The sequence below is a fragment of the Micropruina sp. genome (assembly GCF_047607385.1).
Classification (GTDB): domain Bacteria; phylum Actinomycetota; class Actinomycetes; order Propionibacteriales; family Propionibacteriaceae; genus Micropruina.
Genome location: NZ_JASGDE010000041.1, coordinates 31,488 through 52,648, shown reverse-complemented (window position 1 = coordinate 52,648; position 21,161 = coordinate 31,488). Strand labels below are relative to the sequence as shown.

The window sequence follows — 21,161 nt, the reverse complement described above, 5'->3', positions numbered from 1 at the left end:
CGGGCCGAGGCGTCCTACCAGCGGGGCGAGGGGCTCAGCAGGCGACGGTGGGGCGTCCCGTCGATCAGCCGGTGGACGAGCCGAGCAGACCGCGGAGCTTGGCGGCCAGCCCGCGTCCGTCCGGCGCCTCCACCCAGCAGGAGTCGGTGCCGGGCAGTTCCTCGGTCTCCTCCAGCGGCATGTTGGTGCCGTGCGCGAGCACCTGTTCGGTGGCGGACAGCTGCCGGATCGCCACCGCCGCGACGTGGTCGGGATGCAGATTGGCGAACTCGGCGTAGATCTCCGGGTCGTGCTGGCCGTCGTCACCGACCAGCACCCAGGCGATTCCGGGGAAGTCGGCGGCCAGCCGCAGCAGACTGGTCCGCTTGTGCTCCATGCCGGACCGGAACCAGCCGGTGTTGGTCGGTCCCCAGTCGGTCAGCAGCAGCGGCCCGCGCGGGTAGTGGTGGCGCTGCAGGAAGCGGCGCAGGAAGTCGTAGGTGTTCCAGGCCCCGGTGGAGAGGTAGATCATCGGCGCGCCCGGGTGGGCGTCCAGGCAGCGGTGGTAGAACCGCGCCATCCCGGGGATGGACTGCCGGTTCGACTCGTCCCGGACGAAGCTGTTCCAGGCCGCGATCATCGGACGCGGCAGCCAGGTGGTGAGCACCGTGTCGTCGATGTCGGAGAGCACCCCGAACCGGGCGTCGTCGCCGACCACCAGGATGTCGCACGGCACCGGATCCGATCCGGCGCTCTGCACCGTCACGGTCTGCCAGCCGGGCTCCAGCCCATGCCCGACGATCCGGTGGTCGAGGTAGCCGCCGCGGTCGGTGTTGACCGTCACGGTGCGGCCGCCGACGGTGATGGTGACCCGGGCACGGACGCAGGGCGCGGTGATGAAGCTGCGCCAGCCCCGGCGTTTGACGAACTCCTTGGTGGCCCGGCCGAGTTGGCTGCGGGACCAGTGCGGGACCAGCTTCACCCGGGCCATCACCCGGACGAAATCGGACGAGCCGTACCCGGTGTAGGCGATCACCCGTTCGCGCCAGCCGATCACCCGGAACAGGGCCTCCAACCGCCGGTCGAGGAATTCCTCGATCCGCGCGGCGATGAACGGCTTGGTGCTCACCGGCCCCACGGTAGACGGCGGCCCCGTCGGGGGCGAGCCGCCGCACCCGTCCGCAAGAGAGTTGGCGGCCGTGGATCGTGGATCGCGGACTTGGGGGCACGCGGCGAGCGGTGACAAGATGAGTCGGTGACCTCGCCCGCCCTGCCTGCCGCGCTGCGCCGGGATATCGACGCCTGCGGGTACTTTCCCGACCTGATCGCCGAGACGATGGCGATGGCGACCGCCGGTGAACCGGTGCTGCACCACGTCGTGCATCACGAGGCGACCTTCGCCCGCGACGAGATCCAGCGGCACATGTCGGTGCTGGTGCTCACCCCGACCCGGTTGATCGTCGGCCACACCGACGAGTCGGACGCCCCCGGCGAGTCCGGCCAGGCGATGTCCACCACCGAGTCGGTCGGCCTGGACAAGATCAGCTCGGTGGCGCTGACCCGCGTGGTGGCGCACCCGGAACGGCACGGCAGCAACCGGTCGGCCACCGTCGAGACCTGGCTCAGCGTCGGCTGGGGGACGGCCCGGCGGGTCGACCTGGAACCGGCACACTGCGGGGATCCGCAGTGCGACGCCGACCACGGCTACTCCGGCACGCTGGCCGCCGACGACCTGACCGTCCGGATGAGCGCCGCCGCCGACGGCGCCGAGAACGTCGCCCGGCTGGTGTCGTTCGCCACCGCCCTGCAGGTCGCCAGCGGCGGTGGCCGGTGAGCGGTCCCGCGCTGCCCGCCTACGGTGCTGGGACGCTGTCCGACGTGCTGCCCAGCCTTTCCGGGGTGCTCGGCATCCCCGGCCGCGACGACGTGCTCGGCCTGCCGGCGGGGCAGCGGTTCGTGCTGCTGCTGGTGGACGGGCTGGGCCGCGACCTGCTGGCCGGACGCGAGGCCGTCGCGCCCTTCCTGTGCTCGCTGCTGGAGGCGCCGGAATCGCTGACCATCACCGCGGGTGCGCCCAGCACCACGGTGACCTCGATCACCAGCCTCGGCACCGGGCTCGCGCCCGGGCAGCACGGCCTGGCCGGCTACAGCTTCCGGCTCGGCGGCCGGCTGCTCAACGCGCTGCTCTGGGAGGACGGCCTGGACGGCCTCGACGTGCAGCCGCAGCTGACCGCCTTCGAGCGGCTGGCGAAGGCCGGCGTCCGCTGCGCCACCGTGACCCCGGCCCGGTTCCGCGGCACCGGGCTGACCACCTGCGCGCTGCGCGGCGCCGACTTCCTCGGCTACGACGACGGGGCGTCCAGCGCCCGCCGAGTGGAGCTGACCGTGCAGGCCGCGCTGTCCGGGCCGCGCAGCCTGGTCTACCTCTACGACCGCGACCTGGATCACGCCGGGCACAAGCACGGCACCGCGTCGGCCGAATGGCTGGCCGAACTGAGCCGGATCGACGCGCTGGCCGCCGGGCTGCGGGCGGCGCTGCCCGACGACGTCCGGCTGTTGGTCACCGGCGACCACGGCATGGTCGACATCGCCGTGGAGCGCCGGATCACCATCGAGGACCATCCCGACTTGCTCGCCGGGGTCGGCCTGATCGGCGGCGAGGGCCGCTTCCGGCAGCTCTACGTCACCGGGGACGCCCCGACGATCGCCGCCCGCTGGGCCGACCGGCTGGGCGAGGACGCCTGGGTGCTGACCCGCGACGAGGCGTCCGAGGCCGGCTGGTTCGGGCCGGTGCAGCCGCGGCTGGCCGACCGCTTCGGCGACGTCCTGGTGGCGATGGCCACCGACCGGGCGATGATGACCCGGACCCAGCCCAACGAGTTCAACCTGATCGGCATGCACGGCTCGCTGACCGCCGCCGAGCTCACCGTCCCGCTGCTGATCGGCTGAGACGATGACGCAGCTGATCTTCTTCACCGGACCGATGAACTGCGGCAAGTCGACCCTGGCGTTGCAGACCGACTTCACCGAGACCCAGGCGGGCCGTTCCGGACGGGTGTTCACCCGCAACGACCGGGCCGGCGCCGCGACCATCTCGTCCCGGATCGGGCTGGAGCAGCCGGCGATCGAGGTCACCGACGACTTCGACTTCTGGCGGTTCGTGATCGACGAGTTGACCCACGGCCGGCGGGTCGACTACCTGATCTGCGACGAGGCGCACTTCTATGCTCCCGAGCACATCGACCAGCTGGCCCGGATCGTCGACGAGCTGCAGCTGGACGTGTACTGCTTCGCGATCCTCACCGACTTCCGCACCGAACTGTTCCCGGCCACCCGCCGGCTGGTCGAGCTGTGCGACCGGATGGAGCTGCTGCAGGTGCGGCCGCGCTGCTGGTGCGGCGAGCCGGCCACCCACAACGCCCGCACCGTGGACGGCGCGATGGTCACCGAGGGCAGCCAGGTGATGGTCGGCGACGTGGTGCCGACCGACGACCGGGTGATCGCCTACGAGGTGCTCTGCCGCCGGCACCACCGGCGCCGGATGACCTCCGCGGTCGCCTCGGTGACGCTGAACCCGGAGCCGCTGCCGTTCGGGTGATCGTGGCGTCGGTCCGCAACGAAACCGCCTTGTGGTGAATCGTTAGGGTGTGACGAGCCACTTCCCACCGGGACCGTCCGCCGACACGGACGCGGACAACCCGCCCGTGCGCTCGTTCGAGGACTACGTCCGGGCTCGTTCCGACGGGCTGACCAGGATGGCGTGCCTGGTCACCAGGGACTGGGACGAGGCACGCGACGCCGTGCAGGACGCGTTGGTCGGCCTCTACCCACGCTGGGCAACCCTGCCCGAGCAGCGGCTCGACGCCTATGTGCATCGATCGGTGATCAATGCCTGCCTGATCAGGCTGCGGCGGCGCCGCCGGGTGCTCCCGGTCGCCGAGCCGCACCGCTTGCCGGACGAGCTGGCGTTCGGCGATCCCGCCGCGGGTGTGGCGTTGGCCGACCTGGCCTGGAGGCTCTGTTCCGAACTGCCGCCGCTGCAGCGGGCCGCCGTGGTGCTGCGCTTCTACCGCGATCTGAGCTACGCCGACGTCGCCGAGGCGTTGGGCTGTTCCGAATCGACCGCTCGGTCGCACGTCCATCGCGCGCTGGCCGCCTTGCGTACCCGCTATCAGGAGGGAGAGAACCATGGATGAGTGGGACCAGGGCTTCCGTTCGGCGCTGCGCCGCGTCGATGAACTCGACCCGTCGGTGGCCCCGATCGACCCGGAAGCGCTCGTGACGCGGGCCGGGCGTGCTCGCCGCTCGCGCGCGGAACGGGCGATCGTGCTGCTCGCGGCCGCGGTGCTCGCCGTGGTGGCGCTGGCCAGCTGGACGGGGTTCGGCAGAACCGCCGTCCCGGCCGTTCCGGAGCCGATGGCGTCCACGACTCCGCCGGACGCCGGGGTGGGCTGGGTGCGGATCGCCGCCGGTCCGCTGTCCGCGCGGTGGGGCGCGGCCGGGGTGTGGGTGGACGACCGCTACCTGGTGGTCGGCGGCCGGGAGGGTGTTCCGTGCCCAGCCGGGGCGAATTGCGCCGACAGGCGGAAGCCGCTCACCGACGGGGCGCTGTACGACCCGGCCACTGACTCGTGGCAGCGGATCGCGGATGCCCCGTCCGAGAACGGGGTCGGTTCCCAGGCGGTCGTGGTGGGCACGTCCGTCTACCTGATGGAGGGGCGGCCGTCGCGCAGCCTGCTGCGCTACGACCTGGCCAGCGACGCCTGGCGGACCTACCGATTGCTCGAATCGTTCAGCGGAACGCTGGTCGCTACCGACCGCGCGGTGATCCTGCTGTCCGACACGGACGAGTTCGGCACGGTTCCCGATCGGGTGTTCGACCCGGCGGACGCGTCCTGGTCGACGCTGCCCGACGACCCGCTCGGTTCCAGCTTCGACCGCACCGCCGTCTGGCTGGGCGACCGGCTGCTGCTCGCCGCACATGATCTGGTGGACAACCCCGGCGGGAAGAAGCCGTCACTGATGCGGCTGGCCGAACTGGACGCCACCCTGACCAGGTGGCGCACGCTCGCCGACTCACCGATCCTCGGCAACGGTGCTCAGCAACTGGTCGTCGCCGGCCGGGTGGTCTGGCCGTCGATCGGATCCGCGGACGGCGGCAAGGTCGGCAACTGGGGCCGCGCCTACCCCTACGGAGGAATTCTCGACCCGGCCACCGGAGCCTGGACGGAACTGCCCGAAGCCGGGCGCAAGACCGGCGGGCTGGGGGACTATCGAGCGGCCACGGCCCGGCTGGTCACCGTCGCCGGCAACCTGCTCGACCCGGCGGCCCGAACCTGGGTGGACGTCCCCCGATTGCCCGACGGCGAACGGACGGAGGCGACGGTCGTCGGCGGACCGCAGTCGGTGCTGGTGTGGGGCGGCAGCGACGGCACGGTCAGCCGGACCGAGGGCTACCTGTTCCGCGTCTGACCGAACCGCTGCGAACGGGGGTGCGGGAATCTCTGTCGGTGTCGCGTGGTTGAGTGGCACCGTGAGCCTTACTGGATGGCAGGTGATGAACTCGCTGACCCGGGACGCCTCGGTCCGCGACCACCGGCTGGCGCCCGGAACCCGGCGTCGGGTGGTGTCCTACGCCTCCGCGTATCGACGGTCGATCGCCGTCTTCATCGGGCTCACCGTGCTCGATTCGCTGTTGGTGGTGGCCTCCCCGCTGATCCTGCAGCGGCTGGTCGACGACGGGGTGATCCCCGGCAACGCCGCCCTGGTCGTCCAACTGGCCGTCCTGGTCGCCCTGCTGGCGGTGGCGGACGCCGCGCTGACCCTGGTCGAGCGCTGGTACTCGTCACGGATCGGCGAGGGCCTGATCTTCGACCTGCGCACCCAGGTGTTCAGCCACGTGCTGCGCCAGCCGATCGCGTTCTTCACCCGGGCCCAGACCGGTGCCCTGGTGACCCGGCTGAACAGCGACGTGATCGGCGCCCAGCAGGCCTTCACCTCGGTGCTGCAGAACCTGGTCGGCAATGCCATCGGCCTGGTGGTGATCGTGGCGGCGATGGCGTCGCTGTCCTGGCAGTTGACCATCGGCGCCTTCCTGCTGGTGCCGCTGTTCCTGATCCCGGCCCGAGTCATCGGACGCCGGCTGGCCGGCCTGACCCATCGGCAGATGGTGCTCAACGCCGACATGGGCGCCCAGATGAGCGAACGGTTCAACGTCGCCGGGGCCCTGCTGGTGAAGCTGTTCGGCGACCCGCGGCGGGAAGACCGCGACTACGCCGAGCATGCCTCCGGGGTGCGCGATGTCGGCATCAAACTCGCCGTGAACCGGTCGGTGTTCTTCGTCGCGCTCGCGCTGGTGGCGTCCCTGGCCACCGCGATGGTCTACGGCTTCGGCGGCGTGATGGCGGTCAACGGAACCCTCACCGTCGGCACCCTGCTCGCCCTGGCCGCACTGCTGGCCCGGCTCTACGCGCCGCTGACCGCGCTGTCCAACGTCCGGATCGACGTGATGACCGCGCTGGTCTCGTTCGAGCGGGTCTTCGAGGTGCTCGACCTCAAGCCGCTGGTCGACGAGCGTCCGGACGCCGTCGACCTGCCCGACGCGCCGGTTCGGGTCGAGGTCGACCACGTCACCTTCCGCTACCCGTCGGCCGACGAGATCTCGCTGGTCTCGTTGGAGGGTGCGGCCAGCGGCGACCGGCGGGGCAGCGGGGACGTGCTGCACGACATCTCGTTCACCGTCGAGCCGAGTTCGATGCTGGCCCTGGTCGGGCCCAGCGGCGCCGGCAAGACCACCATCACCTCGCTGGTGGCGCGGCTGTACGACCCGAGCAGCGGGTCGATCCGGGTCAACGGCGTCGATCTGCGCGACGCGACCTGGGCGTCGCTGCACGACCGGGTGGGCGTCGTCACTCAGGAGGCGCACCTGTTCCACGACACCATCCGGGCCAACCTGCTCTACGCCAAGCCGGACGCCACCGACGCCGACCTGGAGTCGGCGCTGCGAGCGGCTCAGGTGTGGCGACTGGTGGAGTCGCTGCCGGAAGGCCTGGACACCGTGGTCGGCGATCGCGGGCACCGGCTGTCCGGCGGTGAGAAGCAACGGTTCGCGATCGCCCGGCTGCTGCTCAAGGGTCCCGGGCTGGTGGTGCTGGACGAGGCCACCGCGCACCTCGACAGTGAGAGCGAGGCGGCCGTCCAGCACGCCCTGGACGCCGCACTGCAGGACCGGACCTCCATCGTCATCGCCCACCGGCTGTCCACCGTCCGCGGTGCCGACGCCATCCTGGTGGTCGACGACGGCCGGGTGGTGGAGCGCGGCACCCACGTCGAACTGCTGGCCCGGGGCGGCGTCTACGCCGACCTGTACCGGACCCAGTTCGCCGACCAGGCCACGGTGAGCCCGTCCGCTCGCCCATCGCTCGCCTGACTGGCAACGAGAACTCAGCGCTCGCCTAACTATTTGGGGCTCGCCGAATTCGGCGAGCTTTTAATAGTTAGGCGAGCGGTGGGTGGGTGGCGCCGGTCAGACGGTCGCCGATTCCGGGTTCTGCGCCCACAGGTCCGGGCCGAACACCTCGTAGTGGATGTTCTCGCTGTGAATGCCCTTCTCCATCAGGGCCAGCCGGGCCGTTCGCATGAACGGCAACGGTCCGCACATGAACACCTGGGCGTCGGCGGGCACCTCGATGTCGGAGAGGTCCATGAAGCCGGAGCGCGCCGGGTGCAGGGTGGGCGCCTGCTCGGCCTGCTCCTCGTACCACATCTGGCACCGGGCGTCCGACATGGCGAGCACCTGCCGGCGCAGGCTGTCGTACAGGGCGTGATGGTCGTGCGACTTGTCGGCGTGGAAGAGCCGCACCATGCGGTCGGGCTGGCGCCGGGACAGATCCTCCATGATGGCCGCGATCGGGGTGATCCCGATGCCTGCCGAGACCAGCACCAGCGGGGCGTCTGACTCGTCGAGGACCAGGTCGCCGGCCGGCTGGGAGACGTCCAGGATCGATCCGGGACGGGCGTTGGCGTGCAGCCAGCCCGACACCTGGCCGTCCGGTGCGCCGTCGACGCCGTGCACCCGCTTGATGGTGACCCGCAACGAGTCGCCGCGCGGGCCGGAGGAGATGGTGTACTGCCGCGGCTGCCGTTCGCCGCTGGGCAGGTCGACGGCGATCGCCACGTACTGACCGGTGCGGTGCGACGGCACCTCGCCGCGCACCGGAGCGAGCAGCAGCGAGAAGACGTCCTCGGATTCCTCGAACCGCTCCACCACCCGGTACTGCCGCCACGGGTGCGCCGGGTCGGTGCCGGCCAGCGCGTACAGCTTGGCCTCCTCGGCGATCAGTGAGCAGCCGAACAGCCAGTACACCTCGTCCCAGGCGGCGGCGACCTCGGGCGTGATCGCGTCGCCCAGCACGGTCTTGACGGCCTTCAGCAGGTGGTGGCCGACGATGGTGTACTCCGGCGCCTTGATGCCGAGCGAGACGTGCTTGTGCGCGATCCGCTGCATCACCGGGGTGAAGTCGGGGGCGTCCGGGTCGATCAGTTGGACGGCGAACGCGACCACCGAGGCGGCCAGGGCCTGGGGCTGCTCGCCGATGGCCTGGTTCGCCTTGTTGAACACCCGCAACAGTTCCGGGTGGGCGGCGAACATGTCCGGGTAGAACACCCGGGTGATCTGCTCGGCGTGCTGGGCTACCACCCCCGCCGTCGCCGCGACGATCTGCTCCGATTCCGGGGTGAGCCGCATCCGGTTCCTCCTTGTCCTGCCCGCTCCCAGGCGCGCTGTCGATGACGACCACTGCCGGCTTGCCCCCGATGGCGAGCGGCGATCCGTCGCCGGCGCGGGATGCGGTCGGCGAGCGGGCGGTCTTCTGGAGAAGGGTGGCACAGCCGGGCCGGTTTGTCCGGGAGATTCGGAGAAATCACCCTCCGACTGCTGTGCGGACGGGGATCGTCCCGCTCCGGCTTCGGCAGGCTCCGGCTCGGTTCAGGCCTTGGGCTTGGGTGCGCCGAACATGATCTCGTCCCAGCTCGGGACGCTGGCCCGCTTGCGCTTGATCGGCCGGGACGGTTCGTTCGCCGCCTCGTCCACCAGGCTGGGCTGTTCCGGTTCGGCGGGGGAGGGACGGACCTTGCCCGGACGCGGCGTCCGGGCCGGCTCGGCCTCGGCGGGCTGCTCGTCCGAGCCGGTGACCGCAGCCTCGGTGAGCTGGTCGGACGCCTCGGTGGGCTGCTCGGGCGCTTCGGCGGGCTGGTCGGACACGGCGTCCGCCGCCGGCTGCTCGGGGGCGATGTCGTCGGCGGGCTCGTCGGGCCGGGGCGACTCCGGCTCCGGCAGGACGTCGGCGGCAACCTCGGCCGGCTCCTCGATCGGGGCGGCAGCCTCCGGCTCGTGCGCCGGGGCCTCGGGGGTCTGCCCGGCGTCCGTGGGCTCCTCCGCGGTGTCCTCGGGCTCGGTCGCCTCGATCTCGGCCGCGTCGGATTCGGTCTGTTCCTCGGCGAACGCAACCGGTTCCGGTTCGGGTGCCTCGTCCTCGGGGACGATCTCGGTTTCGGTGACGATCCGCTCGGTCGGCTCGCCGATCTCCTCGAACTCGATCTCCACCTCGACGACGTCGACCACCTCGGGGCCGTCGTCCAGCACCGGCGCCGCCGCCTGCTCGGGACGGGGCCGGACCAGGCCGGCGTAGATCTGCACCGAGTCCTCGTCGAAGCTGGACAGCATGTCGTACAGCACGTCCATGTTCGACCGGTCGCCCGGGACGATGTCGTAGACGCCGTCGACCTCGGCGAGATCGCCCTCGGCGAAGGCGTCCTCGTTGTCCGGGGTGCCGTCGTCCTCGAGCGGGCCGCCGTCGACAGGGGAGCCGTCGTCGAGCGGGGCATCGTCGTCCTCGACATCGGGAGTGACGGCGAACTGCGGCTGGATGGCGCGGACGATGGCGAGCTCGTCGTTGAGGTCGAGGGTGGACTCCTGGTCGGAATCGCCACCGCGGCCCTGGCGTCCGGAATGCTCCCCGGTCAGCCAGCGGGCGTCGTCGTTGGCGGCGGTGCAGAACCGCCCGGTCTGGTCGTAGCTGAAGTCCGCCTGGTGCTGGGTGCCGTCCGCCTGGTAGGTGAGCCGGACCGTCCAGCGCCGATTCTCGGTGCGCCAGGCGTCCCACTCGACGTCGTCGATGTCGATGCCCTGGGAGAGCAGCCGGTCCGACACCACGCTGCGCAGGCTGCGGTGCGCGACGGCGTCACCGGCGCGGCGGACCGGGTTGGTCTGCGCCAGGCCGGCGATGTGGTCGCGCTCGGCGATCACCGGCGCGGCGAACGGCTCGATCTTCGCGATCGGGACACCGGCGGCCTGTGCGACCGCCTCGACCGACTCCCCGGCCCTGATCCGGGCCTGGATGTCGCGCGGCCGCAGTGCACTTTCCATGTCGATCTCCAGTTGTCCCATGCGTGCTCGGTCGTTGCGCAGCGCTGCCCGGAGCCGTTCGTCGGCGGGAATCTCCACCTGCTCGCCGCCTTCGATGACGACGATCAGGTTGCTCCCGTCCGGGCTCAGCCCGAGTGGGCGGGCAGTGCGCATCGCTCGATCGCTCTCCTGTGTTCGTGCTATGCGTAACCTACCGGGTCGGACGCCGGACGGGTCGCCGGGCGCCCCGGCGGGCGGCGTCCCGTGGCTGAGACATGTCACGGCGGACCCGCAATGTTTGGACCCGTGTGATATGTATGCCTGCGACACATTGAGGAACCGAGTGATACCGCTGAGCGCGGCTGCCGTGGGCAGGCGTTCGGGATGGAGTTACGAAACATAATGGCAACCGACTACGACGCCCCCCGTAAGACTGACGAGGAGAGCGAAGACAGCATCGAGGAACTCAAGACCCGCCGGAACGACAAGAACTCCGGCAAGGTCGACGAGGACGAGGTCGAGGCTGCTGAGTCCTTCGAGCTGCCGGGCGCCGATCTCTCCCATGAGGAACTGACCGTCCGGGTGCTGCCGCGCCAGGCGGACGAGTTCACCTGCTACTCCTGCTTCCTGGTGAAGCACCGCAGTCAGATCGCCGTGACCCGCAACGGGCACTCCTACTGCGTGGACTGCGCCGACTGAGTACATACCGGTGCACGACCGGGCGCGCGGCGAGATCCTCCGGATCCGCCGCGTCCCTGGTTCGTGGGCACCGGCCGGGCCGAAGCGCCGTTCGTGCGCTGCGCTCGGACGGCCGGTGGCTCACAGGTGGAAGTTCACCCGCGAGTGCGTGGGTGCCGGGCTTCCCATCGTCTTCTCCCAGTGGCTGGCCGCGAACCGGTTGGTGAGCAGCTGAGCCACCCCGATCCCGACCCCGCCGGCCAAGGCCCAGATCAACGCCTCGCGCAGCGGGGTGGCCGGGTCGTTCGGGTCCGGCGGCTCGTCGCCGGTGGCCATCTTCCACGCGCCGCGGACCGCCTTCTGGGCGAGCATCGCGCTGAGCGTGCCGACGGCGCCGGCGTAGAGATTCCAGAGCAATCGCTGAGACAGGTTCATCGCTGATTCCTTCGTCGGATCGACCGGCCATTCCCGGCCGAGTCTAGGCGCCGCTCAGGGGTTGCCGACACACCCCTGGGGTGGGCGCCGCCTCCACCTCGCGCTCGCCTAACTATTTGGGGCTCGCTGAACTCAGCGAGCCCCAAGTAGTTAGGCGAGCGCGAGGGCGGGACGTGGTGGATTCGGGCGCCGTCGGTCCGGGACCGCTCGCCGGGTCGTTCGGGCGGGCCGGCCGGCGCGCGGGGCGCTAGGTTGGTCGGGTGACCAGCTCCACACCGGCGTCCGGCTACTCGGAGAGACTCAGCGTCCCGGCTGCCTACTGGGGGATCGCGCTGTTCTTCGGCGGCACTTTCGTCACCGCTGTGTCGTTCATGCTGGGCGAGCTGATCTTCGTGCTGAGCACGCTGGCCACCGTCGGGGTGATCGCCTGGACGCTGCTCGCCTGGGGTTCGCTGCGGATCAGGGTGGACGCGGCCGGAGTCCGGGTCGGGCACAGCCTGCTGGAGTGGCCCTACGTCGGGACGGTGGCGGTCGCCGACCGGGCGCTGCGGGGCCGGGTGCTGGCCCGTGAGGACGCCTTCCTGGCGCTGCGGCCCTACGCCGCCGGCACCGTGCTGATCGGCGTGAGCGACCAGGCCGATCCGCATCTGTGCTGGCTGGTCTCCACCCGCAACCCGGACGCCCTGGCACAGGCGATCGAGGACAACCGCCCTTCGGGCGTCGCCGAACCGCCGCAGGCGTCCCGACTAGACTCCGGCGGGTGACCTCACCCGAGACCGTCCAGGTGCTGATCCAGCGGCTGGACGACGGAGTTCCGGTGCCGCGCTACGCCCACCCCGGCGACGCCGGCGCCGACCTGGCGACCGCCGAGGACGTCACGATCGGGCCCGGCGAACGGGCGCTGGTCGGAACCGGGATCGCCATCGCCTTGCCGGCCGGTTGGGTGTGCCTGGTGCATCCGCGGTCGGGCCTGGCCGCGCGGCACGGGCTGACCATCGTGAACGCGCCCGGCACCGTCGATGCCGGCTATCGCGGCGAGATCAAGGTGTGCCTGCTGAACACCGACACCAGCACCGCCGTCGAGTTGCGCCGGGGAGACCTGATCGCGCAACTCGTGCTGCAACGGGTCGGGCAGGGGAGTTTCGTGGAGGTGTCCGAATTGCCGCCCAGTGACCGGGGTGCAGGCGGACACGGATCCACCGGAGGAATCAAGAGCTGGCTGGACGCCGCAGTACCCATGAAGGAGCAGTCGTGATCTTTCGCCGCAAAGCCAAGGCCGAGCCGGTCGACGAACCCGACGAGGAGGTCACCGACACCGAGGCCGCCGACGGCGAAGCCGAGCCGGACGCCGTCGCGTCCGACGACGCCGAGATCGACGACGCCGAGATCGAGGCCGAGGGCGAGCTCGATCCGGACGAGTTGCCCGCCGAATTGTCCGACGACGAGGAGCTTCCCGAGGAGCCCGAATTCGACCCGGACACCGACTGGCGATTCGACGGTCCGTTCGACCACGACGAGGTCGATCTGGCAGCCGACGAGGTGGAACGGCTCGACCTGGGTTCGCTGATCCTGACCCCGTGGGAGGGGATGGGCCTGCAGTTGCAGGTCAACGAGGCGACGCAGCAGGTGGTGGCCGCGCTGGCCTTCTGGGAGCAGTCGGGCCTGGAGCTCGCGCTGCTGGCGGCACCGACCAGCGGTGGCCTGGCCGAGGAGTTGCGCGAGGATCTCACCGAAGAGGCACAGCAGGCCGGCGGCAGCGCCAGCACGGTGGTCGGGCCGTTCGGTCCGGAACTGCGCCGGGTGCTGCCGGCCGAGGGGCCGTCCGGTGAGCAGCTGTTCCAGGTCAGCCGCACCTGGTTCGCCGAGGGCCCGCGCTGGCTGCTGCGCGGCACCCTGCTCGGCGAGGCCGGCCTGACCGAGGACGACGAGGGCGCCGCCGCGCCGTTCGTGGAGTTCTTCCGCAACGTGGTGGTGCGCCGCGGGGACGGTCCGATGGTTCCCGGCGAAGTGATCGGGATGACCATGCCGACGGTGCCGCAGGGCTGACCCGTGGCCGGCAACCCGATCAGTCGCGCCCTGCGATGGCTGGGCCGGTCGAGCGAGGAGCTCGACTCCGAGCAGGCCGTCCGGGTCGCGCACGGATCGGGCGCTCAGACGATCGGCGACTGCGCCGATCGCCAGCTGGCCACGCTGCGCGGACGGGTCGCCGTGCTCACCCTGCGGCCGCGCAGCGGGACGCCCTGGCTGGAGGCCGAACTGGACGACGGCTCGGGCAGCATCACGCTGATCTGGATGGGCCGCCGGGAGATCCCCGGGGTGGTCGCCGGGCGCGAACTCAAGGTGACCGGCCGGGTGTCCTGGGTGGACGGCCGACGCCGGATGTACAACCCGCACTACGAGTTGCTCTGAGCAGCCCGGTCGGGTAGCCCGGGCACGCTCGACACCCACAAGGCCCTGTCTAACTATCTGTGCCCTCCCACATGCGGGAGGGCACAGATAGTTAGGCAGGGGGATACCGGGTATGTCGCTGGTGAGCCGGTATCGGGTGCGTCAGCTCTGTCCGGACGGGCCGAGGTTTCAGCCGCGGACGTCGACCAGGGCCGCCGTGCCGCGCGGGCTCAGGTAGTGCGCCAACTCGGCCTCGTTGGCGGGATCGACCACGAACAGCAACTCGTCGGACGCCTCCACGGCGCCGTCGCGCTCCGGGGCACGGGCGGTGCCGTCCCGGATGATCGCCACCAGGACGGCGTCCCCGGGCAGGGCCAGGTCGGCCACCCGGACGCCCACCCGCGGGCTGGTCTCCGGCAACGTCATCTCGACCAGGTTGGTCTGCCCGCCGCGGAAGCTGAACAGCCGGACCAGGTCGCCTACCGTCACCGCCTCCTCGACCAGGGCGCACATCAGCCGCGGGGTGGAGACCGCCACGTCCACCCCCCACAAGTCGTCGAACATCCACTCGTTGCTCGGGTGGTTCACCCGGGCCACCGTCCGCGGCACGCCGAACTCGGTCTTGGCCAGCAGCGAGTGCACCAGATTGGCCTTGTCGTCGCCGGTCGCCGCGATCGCCACGTCGCAGGTCTCCAGCTCGGCCTCCTCCAGCGAGGCCAGCTCGCAGGCGTCCGCGAGCAGCCACTCCGCCTCCGGGACGCTGGCGGTCTTGATCGCCTCCGGAGCCCGGTCGATCAGCAGGATCTGGTGTCCGTTCGCGATCAGCTCCCGGGCGATGGAACGCCCGACATTGCCGGCGCCGGCAATCACCACACGCATGTCCGCCCCTCTCAGTGCTTGGCGGGCGGGGCGCCGAACAACTGCTCGACACCGGCCTCGCGGTCGTTGTGCACGGCGACGTAGAGCAGGTCGCCGTCCTGGAAAATGGTCGACTCGGCGGGGATCTGGCCCACCCCGAACCGGGTCAGGAACGGAATCTGGCAGTGCGCCGCCGCCGACATCGCGCCGATCGTGGTGCCCACCCAGCCCGGATCGACATGCATCTCCGACAGCCGGACGGTGCCGGACGGGTCGCGCCACTGCGGTTCGGCGCCCTCCGGCAACAGCCTGCGGAGCACCTGGTCGGACGCCCAGCGCACGGTCGCCACCGACGGGATGCCGAGCCGCTCGTAGACCTCGGCGCGTCCCTCGTCGTAGATCCGGGCGACCACGTTGTGCACCCCGAACGTCTCGCGCACCACCCGGGCGGCGAGGATGTTGGAGTTGTCGCCGCTGGAGACCGCGGCGAAGCCGTCCGCGCGTTCGATGCCGGCCTTCACCAGCACGGTGCGGTCGAAGCCGACGCCCTTGACCGTCTTGCCCTGGAAGGTCGGGCCCAGCCGGCGGAAGGCGTCCTGGACGGCGTCGATCACCGCCACCGAATGGCCGCGGCGTTCCAGGCTGCGGGCCAGTGAGGATCCCACCCGGCCGCAACCCATGATCACGATGTGCACGACCCGTGCCTCCTGCCTAGTGGACGACCGATTGGCCCGCCGATCAGTATACGGAGGTTGCTCTACGACCGGCGCCGGGCAACGCAGCGACGATGGACCTCAGGGCACCCCGTCACCACCCTCGAGGAGGCTGGTGACGAGACGGCGGGTAGACCACCGGTCGGATGCGGGGGATCGCCGCGTGCAACCCGGGTCGTAGCGGCTTATAGTCATCGGACGTGAGCATCACCGGTGCCGTGAAGCGGCTGCTGGTCGGGCGAAAGCTGGCCAGCGGGCAACTCGGCGAGACCCTTTTGCCGAAGCGGATCGCATTGCCGGTCTTCGCCTCGGACGCGTTGAGCTCGGTGGCGTACGCGCCGGACGAGATCCTGCTGACCCTGTCCATGGCCGGGGTCGTCGGCTTCAGCTACTCCTGGCCGATCGCCGTCGCGGTCGCCTTCGTGATGCTGATCGTGGTGTTGTCCTACCGGCAGAACGTGCACGCCTACCCGTCCGGCGGCGGCGACTACGAGGTGGCCACGGTCAACTTCGGTCCCAACGCCGGCCTGACGGTGGCCAGCGCGCTGCTGGTCGACTACGTGCTGACCGTCGCGGTCTCCACCTCGTCCGGGGTGCAGAACGCCAAGGCGCTGCTGCCCTGGATCGAGGGGCACGAGGGCCTGGTCGCCGCCGCGCTGATCCTGCTGCTGATGAGCATCAACCTGCGCGGGGTGCGGGAATCCGGCACCGTGTTCGCGATCCCCACCTACGGCTTCATGATCGCCGTGCTCGGGATGACCGGCTGGGGGCTGTACCGGATCTTCGCCAACGGCGAGAAGCTGGAGGCGCCGACCGCGCACCTGGACGTGGTGGGCTCGGCGACCTACGACCCGTTCGTCGGCTTCGCGATGGTGGCGCTGCTGGCCCGGGCCTTCTCGTCCGGCTGTGCGGCGCTGACCGGCATCGAGGCGATCAGCAACGGCGTCCCGGCCTTCCGCGAGCCGAAGAGCCACAACGCCGCCACCACGCTGGCGCTGCTCGCCTCGGTCGCGGTGTCGATGCTGGGCGGCATCATCCTGCTGGCCAACCTGACCGGGCTGAAACTGGTCGATCCGGACGGGCACAGCCACTTCATGCTGAACGGCCAGATGGTCGAGGCCAACGTCGGCACGGCGATGGGGCAGTTGGCGTCCACCGTCTTCGACAATTTCGCGCCCGGGCTGTACTTCGTGATCATCGTCACCTTCGTGATCCTGTTCCTGGCCGCGAACACCGCCTTCAACGGCTTCCCAGTGCTGGGCTCGATCCTGGCCAAGGACGGCTTCCTGCCCAAGGCGCTCTACACCCGCGGCGATCGGCTGGCGTACAGCAACGGCATCCTGCTGCTGGCGGCGGCGGCGATCGGCCTGGTGCTGGCCTTCAACGCCTCGGTGACGGCGCTGATCAACCTGTACGTGGTCGGCGTCTTCGTGTCGTTCACGGTCAGCCAGGCCGGCATGCTGCGGCATTGGACGCGGCACCTGCGGACCGAGACCGATCCGCGGCTGCGCCGGCAGATGCAGCGCTCGCGGGTGGTCAACGCGATCGGGCTGAGCTGCACCGGCGTGGTGCTGTGCATCGTGCTGGCGGTGAAATTCCTGCTCGGCGCCTGGATCGCGATCCTGGCGATGGCGGTGCTGTTCGTGCTGATGCGGGCGATCAACACCCACTACCGCAAGGTGGAGGCCGAGATCGCGGTGGAGCCCGGCCAGGACAATGTGCTGCCCAGCCGGGTCCGGGCGGTGATCGTGGTGAGCGGGATCAACAAGCCTACGGTGCGGGCGGTGAACTTCGCCAAGGCGTCCCGGCCCAGTTCGATCGAGGCGGTCACCGTGTCCGTCGATCCGGAGGAGACCCGGGTGCTGCTGGACGCCTGGTACGCCGAGGACCTGGGCGTGCCGCTACGGGTGATCGACTCGCCCTACCGGGAGGTCACCTCGCCGGTGCTGTCGTTCGTCAAGGGCGTCCGTTCGGACAACCCCCGCGACGTGGTCTGCGTCTACATCCCCGAATACGTGGTGGGGCACTGGTGGGAGCAGGTGCTGCACAACCAGACCGCGCTGATCCTCAAGGCGCGACTGAACTTCATGGCCGGGGTGATGGTCACCTCGGTGCCCTACCTGCTGGCGTCCTCGCGGTTCGCGATCGACCGGGCCCGGCGGGACAACCCGGCGGCGTGGCGGCGTCCCGGCACCGGGGCGGTGCATTCCGGTCAGCACGTCAGTTCGGAGTGATCGGAGTGCGATGCAGCCCGGCGAGCTGATCGGACCGCTCGAGGTCGGTCCGGTGGCGCACGGCGGTCACTGCGTGGCGCGTGCGGACGGCATGGTCGTCTTCGTCCGGCACGCCCTGCCCGGCGAATTGGTCCGGGCCCGAGTGCGGGACGTCACCCGCCGCTTCGCCCGCGCCGACGCGGTGGAGATCGTCCGGGCGTCCGAGGATCGGGTGGAGCCGCCCTGCCCGGTGGCAGGCGACTGCGGCGGTTGCGACTTCCAGCACGTCGCGCCGGAGTTCCAGGCCGAGCTGAAGCGCCGGGTGCTGGCCGAACAGCTGCAGCGGCTGGCCGGGATCGCCTGGGACGGTGTGGTCGAGCAGGTGCCGCCGCTGCTCGGCTCACGGTGCCGGATGCGGTTCGTGGCCGGCGCGGACGGACGGTTGGGGCTGCGGGCGCACCGCTCGCACGAGGTGGTGCCGCTGCCGTCCGAGGGCTGCCGCTTGGCTCACCCCGCTATGCCCCAGCAGGTTCGTGAAACAGCGACCGATTCGACGGCGCCGGCGCCTGGTGAGCGAGCGGGCCGGCAGAATCGGTCGCTGTTCGACGAGCCGGTCGAGTACCTGGGGGTGGTGAGCGCCGAGGGCGGACGGTTGGTCGTGGCGGGTTCGGCCGCGTCCCGGGGCGTGCTGACCCAACGGGTCGGGGCGCGCACCTTCACGGTGGGCGTCGACGGCTTCTGGCAGTCGCACACCTCGGCGCCGGAGGTGCTCACCGCCGCGGTGCTGGACGGGCTGCGTCCCCAGGCCGGTGAGCGGGCCTTCGACCTGTACTGCGGGGTCGGCGTGTTCGCCGGAGCCCTGGTGGACGCCGGCTGCCGGGTCTGGGGCGTGGAGGGCAACAAGGCGGCGATCGAACTGGCCAAGGGCAACGTGCCGCAGGCCCGGTTCCAGGCCGGAGCGGTGGAGCGGACGCTGTCCCGGCTGCCCGGACGCGCCGACCTGGTCGTCCTGGATCCGCCGCGCACCGGCGCCGGACAGGCGGTGATGGCGGCACTGGCCCGGCTGCGTCCGCGGGCGGTGGCCTACGTGGCGTGCGACCCGGCGGCACTGGCCCGCGACCTCGGCTTCGCCGCCGAGCACGGCTATCGGGCCTCCTCGATCCGGGCGTTCGACCTGTTCGGGATGACCCACCACCTGGAGGCGGTGGCGATCCTCGTGCCCGAGGCCCTAGTCGGCGAGCAGAGAGAAGACCACGGTGTCACGCCTGCCGTTCTTGAATGCCAGATGCGATCGGAGGAGTCCTTCGCGGTGAAACCCGCATCGTTGGGCGACCCGTTGTGAGGCGGTGTTGTCAGGACCGCAGGTCAGTTCGATGCGCTTCAGGCCGAGTTCGGCAAAGGCCCATCCGCTGAGAAGCTTCACTGACCTGGTAACCAGGCCACGACCGCGACCGCGGGGGCCGAGCCAGTAGCCGATCGAGGCGCGCTGGTGCAGGTGGCGGTCGATGTCATTCAGCGATATGCCGCCCATAGCGACCTCCGGCTGGCCTGCCTCGACGATCGCGAGATCGATCAGTTCACCACGCAACCGGCGGCGCTCTTGCTGGTCGATGCGTGCCATAACGCCTGCTTCGGATCTCGGCGCCCAATCCGAGAACCGCTCGAAGACCGGATCGACGAACGCCTGCAGTACGGACGGGGCGTCGGCTGGCTGCCAGGCTCGAAGGACGACGACGCCGTCGCTCAACGCGGGACGCGGGATCGCGTCCGTGGCCGGCCCGGTCCCATCGACCATGGTGAGGCCTTTCTCATTCGAGCCGGATAGTCACGTTCGGGGCGGTCGATGCCGGCCGCCACTGCATTCTCACCTAATCAATGCTCTTGATGCAGCGCCAATGGATGCAGCCATTGCGGCAGGCAGTGGGTTGGTCACCGGTGGGACGGGCGGCGCACGGACGGCCGGCGCGATATCACCGGGCGATCCCGAGGCCACCTGTCGATTGGCGTGCCGGCGCACGGCGGACTTTCCGTGACGCGCGGAATCCGATCCGACCGGGGGCTGCCATGCCGGCAAGGATTCGCTTCTTCCAGGACGAGTTGACGATCGACGCCGGCCTGCCCACCACTCTGCAGGCCGTCGGCGGCGACACCCTGATGCTCGCCGGACGGCTGGTCACCCTGACCGGGCTGGTGTCCACCCCGCCTGGCACCACACGGCCCTGCCTAATCAGTTCTGCCCTCCCGTCGACGGGAGGGCAGAACTGATTAGGCAGGGCCTAGTCGGGCGAGCCAGCCGAGGTGTGCCCGACCGGGCGAGGGGAGCACCCGGAGCCGCTACTTGCCCCAGATCTTCTTGTACTCGTCCCGGTAGCCGTTCTGCGGATCCCAGTTGGTCGACTCACCGACGTTGGAGCCGTCGGTGATGTGCACCGGGGAGACGTAGCCGCTGGCCGGTTCCTTGGCGAACGAGCGGTTGAACTCGTCCACGATCTGCCAGCCCTGCTCGTTCAGCGGCTCGGGGACGGTGGCGGCCTGGAACTGCTTGGCCGCGATCCGCTGGAATGCCGCCTCCGAGCCGTCGCCGGCGCCGATGTTGTACGGTGCGCCGCCGCCCTGCTTGCCGGCCGCCCGCAGCGGGGTCGCCGCGTTGTCGAAGTACAGGTCGTTGATCGCCACCGAGTAGGTCCACTTGGCGCCCAGGCTGGTGACCAGCGTCGAGAACGCCTGCGGGGTCCGGGTGCCGGCGTCCGGGATCGGGATGTTCTGTTTGCTCAGCACCGACACGCTGTTGCACTCGGTGAGGCCCTGCTCGATCATCTGCGCCTTGCCCGCCGCGAACGGGATCGAGTCGTCGGTGAACACCACCACGCCGGCGGTGCCCTTCGACTTGGCGATGATGTACTGCGCGCTGATCTTGGAGACGTCCTCGACCTTGGTGGTCACGTTGGTGAACAGCTTGGGCGAGTCGGACGGGCCCGGGTCGGCCACCGCGTGCCAGCCGATCAGCGGAATGCCGGCGCTGTTGGCCCGGCTCACCTCGGCGCTGACCGTCTTGGGGTCGAAGCCGGAGAGCACGATGCCGTCCGGCTTCTGCGCGATGGCCTGGGCGATGGCGCCGCCGATGTCGGACTGGTTGCCGCCGCCGTCGAGGATCCGGACGTTCCAGCCGATCGCCGCACCGGCCTCCTGGACGCCCTTCGCGACGCCCGCGACACCCGGGTTGGTCATCGCCTGGGCGATGTAGATGATCGACTTGCTGCCGCTCGCCTTGGGGCCGGACGTCGGTCCGGTCCACGGCGCGGCCACGTCCAGCGCCTTGGTGACGGCGGCCTCGGACGCGGTCACCACCTCCGGGCAGGTGCCCTCGGTGCTGGCGGTGGGACCGCCGTCGGCCTTCATCTGCGAACCCCGCTCGCAGCCGCCGAAGGCGAGCAGCGCCCCGGTGGCGACGACGGCACCGACCTTGTGGGCCAGCGTCAGCTTCATGGTCTT

General features: G+C 70.6%; 22 protein-coding genes. 14 read left to right on the top strand and 8 right to left on the bottom strand.

Annotated elements, in window-relative coordinates; genetic code table 11:
• Positions 1-64: 64 nt before the first annotated feature.
• Positions 65-1,108: an App1 family protein gene (locus tag QM582_RS04325; RefSeq protein ID WP_415082068.1), complete on the bottom strand. Its 1,044-nt coding sequence runs from the start codon at positions 1,106-1,108 to the stop codon at positions 65-67.
• A gap of 126 nt (positions 1,109-1,234) precedes the next feature.
• On the opposite strand from QM582_RS04325, the gene QM582_RS04320 reads away from it, so the two are divergent.
• The 6 genes from QM582_RS04320 to QM582_RS04295 all read left to right on the top strand — a co-directional run bounded on the left by QM582_RS04320 (position 1,235) and on the right by QM582_RS04295 (position 7,408).
• The gene (locus QM582_RS04320; RefSeq protein WP_415082066.1) at positions 1,235-1,813 is read left to right on the top strand and encodes a DUF5998 family protein; all 579 of its coding nucleotides are present in this window, start codon (positions 1,235-1,237) and stop codon (positions 1,811-1,813) included.
• A complete protein-coding gene (locus QM582_RS04315; protein ID WP_415082065.1) occupies positions 1,810-2,928 on the top strand; it encodes an alkaline phosphatase family protein in 1,119 nt (372 codons plus the stop codon). Before QM582_RS04320 ends, QM582_RS04315 begins: the two co-directional genes overlap by 4 nt.
• Positions 2,929-2,932: 4 nt before the next feature.
• On the top strand, positions 2,933-3,577 hold the full coding sequence (locus tag QM582_RS04310; protein WP_415082064.1) for a thymidine kinase: 645 nt from the start codon (positions 2,933-2,935) through the stop codon (positions 3,575-3,577).
• A 49-nt stretch (positions 3,578-3,626) separates the two neighbouring features.
• Positions 3,627-4,175, top strand: coding sequence for a sigma-70 family RNA polymerase sigma factor (locus QM582_RS04305; protein ID WP_415082062.1), 549 nt, complete (start codon positions 3,627-3,629; stop codon positions 4,173-4,175).
• The gene (locus QM582_RS04300; RefSeq protein WP_415082060.1) at positions 4,168-5,451 is read left to right on the top strand and encodes a hypothetical protein; all 1,284 of its coding nucleotides are present in this window, start codon (positions 4,168-4,170) and stop codon (positions 5,449-5,451) included. Before QM582_RS04305 ends, QM582_RS04300 begins: the two co-directional genes overlap by 8 nt.
• Before the next feature lie 61 nt (positions 5,452-5,512).
• Positions 5,513-7,408, top strand: a complete 1,896-nt coding sequence (locus QM582_RS04295) for an ABC transporter ATP-binding protein (RefSeq protein WP_415082058.1) — start codon at positions 5,513-5,515, stop codon at positions 7,406-7,408.
• 96 nt (positions 7,409-7,504) lie between these two features.
• On the opposite strand, the gene QM582_RS04290 is transcribed toward QM582_RS04295, so the two are convergent.
• Both QM582_RS04290 and sepH read right to left on the bottom strand, forming a co-directional pair.
• Positions 7,505-8,725 (bottom strand): globin domain-containing protein, encoded by a 1,221-nt coding sequence (locus QM582_RS04290; RefSeq protein WP_415082056.1) that lies wholly within the window; start codon positions 8,723-8,725, stop codon positions 7,505-7,507.
• A 240-nt stretch (positions 8,726-8,965) separates the two neighbouring features.
• Positions 8,966-10,558, bottom strand: coding sequence for a septation protein SepH (sepH, locus tag QM582_RS04285; protein WP_415082054.1), 1,593 nt, complete (start codon positions 10,556-10,558; stop codon positions 8,966-8,968).
• A gap of 228 nt (positions 10,559-10,786) precedes the next feature.
• On the opposite strand from sepH, the gene QM582_RS04280 reads away from it, so the two are divergent.
• Entirely contained in the window at positions 10,787-11,083 is a 297-nt protein-coding gene (locus QM582_RS04280) for a DUF4193 domain-containing protein (RefSeq protein ID WP_105185533.1), read from the top strand.
• Between the two features lie 120 nt (positions 11,084-11,203).
• On the opposite strand, the gene QM582_RS04275 is transcribed toward QM582_RS04280, so the two are convergent.
• Positions 11,204-11,497, bottom strand: a complete 294-nt coding sequence (locus tag QM582_RS04275) for a DUF4235 domain-containing protein (RefSeq protein WP_415082052.1) — start codon at positions 11,495-11,497, stop codon at positions 11,204-11,206.
• Positions 11,498-11,757: 260 nt separating this feature from the next.
• Between QM582_RS04275 and QM582_RS04270 the strand changes: the two genes are divergently transcribed.
• The 4 genes from QM582_RS04270 to QM582_RS04255 are packed head-to-tail and all read left to right on the top strand — an operon-like array spanning position 11,758 to position 13,906.
• Positions 11,758-12,261, top strand: a complete 504-nt coding sequence (locus QM582_RS04270) for a DUF3093 family protein (protein WP_415082050.1) — start codon at positions 11,758-11,760, stop codon at positions 12,259-12,261.
• Complete coding sequence (gene dut / locus QM582_RS04265) at positions 12,258-12,752, top strand: dUTP diphosphatase (RefSeq protein ID WP_415082048.1); 495 nt, start codon at positions 12,258-12,260, stop codon at positions 12,750-12,752. Before QM582_RS04270 ends, dut begins: the two co-directional genes overlap by 4 nt.
• Positions 12,749-13,543 (top strand): DUF3710 domain-containing protein, encoded by a 795-nt coding sequence (locus QM582_RS04260; RefSeq protein WP_415082046.1) that lies wholly within the window; start codon positions 12,749-12,751, stop codon positions 13,541-13,543. The genes dut and QM582_RS04260 overlap by 4 nt, the downstream gene beginning before the upstream one ends.
• Before the next feature lie 3 nt (positions 13,544-13,546).
• Positions 13,547-13,906: an OB-fold nucleic acid binding domain-containing protein gene (locus tag QM582_RS04255; RefSeq protein ID WP_415082044.1), complete on the top strand. Its 360-nt coding sequence runs from the start codon at positions 13,547-13,549 to the stop codon at positions 13,904-13,906.
• Positions 13,907-14,074: 168 nt separating this feature from the next.
• On the opposite strand, the gene QM582_RS04250 is transcribed toward QM582_RS04255, so the two are convergent.
• Together QM582_RS04250 and QM582_RS04245 are read right to left on the bottom strand one after the other, a co-directional pair.
• A complete protein-coding gene (locus tag QM582_RS04250; protein WP_415082042.1) occupies positions 14,075-14,764 on the bottom strand; it encodes a potassium channel family protein in 690 nt (229 codons plus the stop codon).
• Positions 14,765-14,775: 11 nt separating this feature from the next.
• Positions 14,776-15,525, bottom strand: a complete 750-nt coding sequence (locus tag QM582_RS04245) for a potassium channel family protein (protein WP_415082106.1) — start codon at positions 15,523-15,525, stop codon at positions 14,776-14,778.
• A gap of 131 nt (positions 15,526-15,656) precedes the next feature.
• Between QM582_RS04245 and QM582_RS04240 the strand changes: the two genes are divergently transcribed.
• On the top strand, positions 15,657-17,690 hold the full coding sequence (locus QM582_RS04240) for an APC family permease (protein WP_415082040.1): 2,034 nt from the start codon (positions 15,657-15,659) through the stop codon (positions 17,688-17,690).
• Between the two features lie 10 nt (positions 17,691-17,700).
• Positions 17,701-19,011, top strand: coding sequence for a class I SAM-dependent RNA methyltransferase (locus QM582_RS04235; RefSeq protein ID WP_415082038.1), 1,311 nt, complete (start codon positions 17,701-17,703; stop codon positions 19,009-19,011).
• On the opposite strand, the gene QM582_RS04230 is transcribed toward QM582_RS04235, so the two are convergent.
• A complete protein-coding gene (locus QM582_RS04230; RefSeq protein WP_415082036.1) occupies positions 18,898-19,464 on the bottom strand; it encodes a GNAT family N-acetyltransferase in 567 nt (188 codons plus the stop codon). The two genes, QM582_RS04235 and QM582_RS04230, sit on opposite strands and share 114 nt — an antisense overlap.
• 269 nt (positions 19,465-19,733) lie before the next feature.
• Between QM582_RS04230 and QM582_RS04225 the strand changes: the two genes are divergently transcribed.
• Positions 19,734-19,934, top strand: a complete 201-nt coding sequence (locus QM582_RS04225) for a hypothetical protein (protein WP_415082035.1) — start codon at positions 19,734-19,736, stop codon at positions 19,932-19,934.
• Between the two features lie 69 nt (positions 19,935-20,003).
• On the opposite strand, the gene QM582_RS04220 is transcribed toward QM582_RS04225, so the two are convergent.
• A complete protein-coding gene (locus QM582_RS04220) occupies positions 20,004-21,155 on the bottom strand; it encodes a substrate-binding domain-containing protein (RefSeq protein WP_415082034.1) in 1,152 nt (383 codons plus the stop codon).
• Between the last annotated feature and the right edge of the window lie 6 nt (positions 21,156-21,161).

Excerpts from the sequence above, each read along its gene's own strand:
- QM582_RS04230 (WP_415082036.1), bottom strand. The coding sequence starts at position 19,464 with ATGGTCGATGGGACCGGGCCGGCCACGGACGCGATCCCGCGTCCCGCG.
- QM582_RS04275 (WP_415082052.1), bottom strand. The coding sequence starts at position 11,497 with ATGAACCTGTCTCAGCGATTGCTCTGGAATCTCTACGCCGGCGCCGTC.
- QM582_RS04250 (WP_415082042.1), bottom strand. The coding sequence starts at position 14,764 with ATGCGTGTGGTGATTGCCGGCGCCGGCAATGTCGGGCGTTCCATCGCC.
- QM582_RS04280 (WP_105185533.1), top strand. The coding sequence starts at position 10,787 with ATGGCAACCGACTACGACGCCCCCCGTAAGACTGACGAGGAGAGCGAA.
- QM582_RS04235 (WP_415082038.1), top strand. The coding sequence starts at position 17,701 with ATGCAGCCCGGCGAGCTGATCGGACCGCTCGAGGTCGGTCCGGTGGCG.
- QM582_RS04290 (WP_415082056.1), bottom strand. The coding sequence starts at position 8,725 with ATGCGGCTCACCCCGGAATCGGAGCAGATCGTCGCGGCGACGGCGGGG.
- sepH (WP_415082054.1), bottom strand. The coding sequence starts at position 10,558 with ATGCGCACTGCCCGCCCACTCGGGCTGAGCCCGGACGGGAGCAACCTG.
- QM582_RS04300 (WP_415082060.1), top strand. The coding sequence starts at position 4,168 with ATGGATGAGTGGGACCAGGGCTTCCGTTCGGCGCTGCGCCGCGTCGAT.
- QM582_RS04310 (WP_415082064.1), top strand. The coding sequence starts at position 2,933 with ATGACGCAGCTGATCTTCTTCACCGGACCGATGAACTGCGGCAAGTCG.
- QM582_RS04220 (WP_415082034.1), bottom strand. The coding sequence starts at position 21,155 with ATGAAGCTGACGCTGGCCCACAAGGTCGGTGCCGTCGTCGCCACCGGG.
- QM582_RS04225 (WP_415082035.1), top strand. The coding sequence starts at position 19,734 with ATGCCGGCAAGGATTCGCTTCTTCCAGGACGAGTTGACGATCGACGCC.